The organism is Streptomyces sp. NRRL WC-3549 (assembly GCF_000721935.1).
In the GTDB taxonomy this organism is placed as follows: Bacteria; Actinomycetota; Actinomycetes; order Streptomycetales; family Streptomycetaceae; genus Streptomyces.
Window position 1 is genome coordinate 55867 of the sequence record NZ_KL585425.1, and the last position, 4156, is coordinate 60022.

The window sequence follows — 4156 nt, forward strand, 5'->3', positions numbered from 1 at the left end:
GTGTTCGGCGTACCGCCGCAGGTCGCCCTGGAGCGCATGTACCAGGTGCAGGCGGTGGCCGGCCGCTACGACGTGATCACCTTCATGGGCCGCGAACTGCGGCTGCTGCTGGCGAAGAACCCGGCCGGCTGGCTGGAGACGTTCTCCCTGATCGATCCGCCGCCCACCCCGGTGATCCTCTCGGTGAACGCCCGCGGCGCCGACGGCACGGACACCTCCTGGCTGTGGGACGTGGACTACACCCAGCTGTACGGCCACCCGATCTTCGTACTCGGTGACCGCAAGCTCGACCTCGCGGTCCGCCTGGAGGTCGCCGGGCTGGACTTCCGCGTCTGCGAGTCGCTGGACGAGGCCGTCCAGATGGCCCCGCCCGGCCGCATCGAGGTCATCGCCAACTACACCGCCTTCCAGGATCTGCGCCGTCGTGTCGGCAACTGACCCCCGCGCGGGCGACCCCCGGAGAGGACGAAGCATGAGCAACAACGGCCTGCGGCTGGTGTGGGTCTACCCCGACCTCCTCAGCACCTACGGCGACCAGGGCAACGCCCTCGTGGTGGAGCGCCGGGCACGGCAGCGCGGACTCGACGTGTCACGCGTCGACGTGCGCAGCGACCAGCCGATCCCGACCTCGGGCGACATCTACCTGATCGGGGGCGGTGAGGACCGCCCGCAGCGGCTGGCTGCGGAGCGGCTGCGCCGTGACGGCGGGCTGAGCAGGGCCGCCTCCAACGGGGCGATCATCTTCTCGGTCTGCGCCGGTTACCAGATCCTCGGCCACGAGTTCATCAACGACCTCGGCGAGCGCGAGCCCGGGCTCGGGCTCCTCGACGTCGTCTCCACCCGGGGCGAGGGCGAACGGTGCGTCGGCGACGTGCTCGGTGACATCGACCCGTCGCTGGGACTGCCGCCGCTGACCGGGTTCGAGAACCACCAGGGCGTCACCCATCTCGGTCCGACGGCCCGGCCGTTCGCCCGGACCCGGATCGGCCGGGGCAACGGCACCGGCGACGGTACCGAGGGCGCGTACAACGACACGGTGTTCGGCACCTACATGCACGGTCCGGTGCTGGCGCGCAATCCGCTCGTCGCCGACCACCTGCTGAAGCTGGCGCTCGACGTGAACGCGCTGCCGCCGTGCGACGACCGCTGGTACGAGGCGCTGCGCGCCGAGCGGATCGCCGCGGCGACCCAGCCCGCCTGACCGACGCCCCTGGTGTGCCCTCCGGCCGTCACCCACCCCCTTCGGGACCGCCCTGGCCGGGCGGCCCGTGACCGGGGCCCGCGTGCACGGCCGGCGGGCGTCCAGCAGGCGGACGGTGGGTTCGGTCCGGCCACCCCGCGCCGGTAGGGTGGCGGGATCCAACCGGACGACGTGGTCCGGTCGTCGGCCCACGTTGCAAAGGTTTCCCGGGCAATGCGCATTGGTGTCCTCACGTCCGGCGGCGACTGCCCCGGCCTCAACGCCGTCATCCGTTCCGTCGTGCACCGCGCGGTGGTCGACCACGGCGACGAGGTCATCGGCTTCCACGACGGGTGGAAAGGCCTCCTCGAGTGCGACTACCGCAAGCTCGACCTCGACGCGGTCGGCGGCATCCTCGCCCGGGGCGGCACGATCCTCGGCTCCTCCCGGGTCCAGCCGGCGCATCTGCGTGACGGGGTGGAGCGGGCCAGGGGCCACGTCGCCGACCTGGGCCTGGACGCGATCATCCCGATCGGCGGCGAGGGCACGCTGAAGGCGGCCAATCTGCTGTCCGAGGCGGGGCTGCCCATCGTCGGTGTGCCCAAGACCATCGACAACGACATCGCCTCGACCGACGTGACCTTCGGTTTCGACACGGCCGTCGGTGTCGCCACGGACGCCCTCGACCGGCTGAAGACGACGGCCGAGTCGCACCAGCGGGTGCTGATCGTCGAGGTCATGGGCCGCCACACCGGCTGGATCGCGCTGCACTCGGGCATGGCCGCCGGGGCGCACGCCATCGTCGTCCCGGAACGCCCCTTCGACATCGACGAGCTCACCGCACGCGTCGGGCAGCGGTTCTCGGACGGCAAGAAGTTCGCGATCGTCGTCGTCGCGGAGGGCGCCAAGCCGCGCGCCGGGTCGATGGAGTTCACGCAGGGCAGCAAGGACATCTACGGTCACGAGCGCTTCGCGGGCGTGGCCACGCAGCTCTCCGGCGAGCTGGAGCAGCGCCTGGGCAAGGAGGCCCGGCCGGTGATCCTCGGCCACGTCCAGCGTGGCGGCACGCCGACCGCGTACGACCGGGTGCTGGCCACCCGGTTCGGCTGGCACGCGGTGGAGGCCGCGCACCGCGGTGAGTTCGGCATGATGACGGCGCTGCACGGCACGGACATCTCGATGGTGCCGCTGGCAGCTGCGGTGGAGACGCTGAAGACCGTCCCGGCCGAGCGGTACGCCGAGGTCGAGAGCGTGCTCTGACCGACACGGCACCCCGGGAACCGCCCCCGGCCGCACCCGCGGCCGGGGGCGGTTCTAGTCTGGTCCGGACAACCGGTACGAATCGGGGATGTCCCCGGCGGGAGTGAACAGATGGATCACAGCGGGCACGGCATGGACATGAACCTGCCGCCGTTCACGCTGGGACGCGGGCTCGCCTTCTCCGCGGACCCGTTCTTCCTCATCGGGTGCGTCGCGGCGCTCGCCCTGTACGGGTACGCGGTGGTGCGGCTGCGCAGGCGGGGAGACGCGTGGCCGGTGAACCGGACCGTGTTCTTCGTCGTCGGTGTGCTGACCATCGCCCTGGTGATGTGCACCGGGCTGAACGACTACGGCATGGTCATGTTCAGCGTGCACATGGTGCAGCACATGGTGATCAGCATGCTGTCGCCGATCCTGCTGCTGCTGGGGGCGCCGGTGACGCTGGCGCTGCGTGCGCTGCCGGTCGCCGGGCGGGGGCGCACGGGGCCGCGCGAGCTGCTGCTCAAGCTGCTCCACAGCCATTACATGCGGATCATCACGCACCCGGTCTTCACGATCCCGCTCTTCATCGCGAGCCTGTACGCGCTCTACTTCACGCCGCTGTTCGACTTCCTCATGGGGTCGAAGACCGGGCACGTCGCGATGATGGTGCACTTCCTCGCGGTCGGGCTGGTCTTCTTCTGGCCGATCATGGGGGTGGACCCGGGTCCGCACCGGCCGGGGTACGTGATGCGGATGCTGGAGCTCTTCGCGGGCATGCCCTTCCACGCCTTCTTCGGCATCGCGCTGATGATGGCGAGCCAGCCGATGGTGACGACGTACAAGAACCCTCCGTCCTCGCTGGGGATCGACGCGCTGAGCGACCAGTCCGCCGCGGGCGGCATCGCCTGGGCCTTCAGCGAGATCCCGTCGGTGCTGGTGCTGATCGCGCTGGTCTTCCAGTGGTACCGCTCCGAGCAGCGGACGGCCCGGCGCTCCGACCGTGCGGCGGACCGTGACGGCGACCAGGAGCTGAACGCGTACAACGCGTATCTCGCCTCATTGCAAGCCCGCGGACGGTAGCGGTGGGGGCGCCGTCCGGGTGACCATGGCTGCAACGGCCGTGACGCCTGTGAGGAGCGTGTGCTCATGCCAGGATCCACGAAGACCATGGGAGTACTCACCGTAGGGGCGCTGGTCGCGGTGACCGCGTACACGGTGGCGTTGGGAAGCAACGGCTGGCTCTGGTTCGGCTGGGTGGTGCTGGGGATGGCCACCCTGGGGATGCTGGCCACCCGGGACACCTGAGGCGGTTCCGCCTCCCTGCGGTATGACGACAGGGTGAGGACGATAATTTAGGTTAGGCTAAGCTAAGAACCTTGGCGGGTCGACACCGACGCCGTACGCATGGGTCATCAGGGAGAGAGTGATCGGCATGGGCATGCCCGCCACCCTCTCCCACTCGATGCCGGCCGGCGCCGCGCTCCCCCGCGGTCGGCCCGGCCGGCGACATCGCGTTCCGGGAGCGCGCCGGGCGGAGCGGGGTCCCGGTCGTCTTCGCGGCGGAACCCGCCGCCGGGCAGCCGCCCGGACGGCGTGGACTCCTCGGCGACCTGTGGGCTCCGGGGTCGACGAGGAGCCGGAGGCCGCCCCGATCGCCCCGGCCCTCGTGCCGCGCCCCGGCCGGCACCCGCCGGCGCACGTCCGCCCCAACGCCTTCCTCCGCAGCCGCCTCGG

The 4156-nt window shown here is 71.0% G+C and carries 5 protein-coding genes; all 5 read left to right on the forward strand.

Annotated elements, in window-relative coordinates; translation table 11 throughout:
• A partial coding sequence (locus IH13_RS0128000) for a DUF1727 domain-containing protein (RefSeq protein WP_031088756.1) occupies nt 1-438 on the forward strand: 438 nt, incomplete at its 5' end.
• Nucleotides 439-472: 34 nt separating this feature from the next.
• Entirely contained in the window at nt 473-1201 is a 729-nt protein-coding gene (locus tag IH13_RS0128005) for a type 1 glutamine amidotransferase (RefSeq protein ID WP_031088757.1), read from the forward strand.
• A gap of 213 nt (nt 1202-1414) precedes the next feature.
• On the forward strand, nt 1415-2440 hold the full coding sequence (locus tag IH13_RS0128010) for a 6-phosphofructokinase (protein WP_031088758.1): 1026 nt from the start codon (nt 1415-1417) through the stop codon (nt 2438-2440).
• 111 nt (nt 2441-2551) lie between these two features.
• Entirely contained in the window at nt 2552-3502 is a 951-nt protein-coding gene (locus IH13_RS0128015) for a cytochrome c oxidase assembly protein (RefSeq protein ID WP_031088759.1), read from the forward strand.
• A 66-nt stretch (nt 3503-3568) separates the two neighbouring features.
• Nucleotides 3569-3727 carry a hypothetical protein gene (locus IH13_RS42880; protein WP_014044553.1) on the forward strand — a complete coding sequence of 53 codons (159 nt, stop codon included), beginning with the start codon at nt 3569-3571 and terminating at the stop codon, nt 3725-3727.
• Nucleotides 3728-4156 lie beyond the last annotated feature (429 nt).

Coding starts and splice junctions, on each gene's coding strand:
- IH13_RS0128005 (WP_031088757.1), top strand. CDS start 473: ATGAGCAACAACGGCCTGCGGCTGGTGTGGGTCTACCCCGACCTCCTC.
- IH13_RS0128010 (WP_031088758.1), top strand. CDS start 1,415: ATGCGCATTGGTGTCCTCACGTCCGGCGGCGACTGCCCCGGCCTCAAC.
- IH13_RS0128015 (WP_031088759.1), top strand. CDS start 2,552: ATGGATCACAGCGGGCACGGCATGGACATGAACCTGCCGCCGTTCACG.
- IH13_RS42880 (WP_014044553.1), top strand. CDS start 3,569: ATGCCAGGATCCACGAAGACCATGGGAGTACTCACCGTAGGGGCGCTG.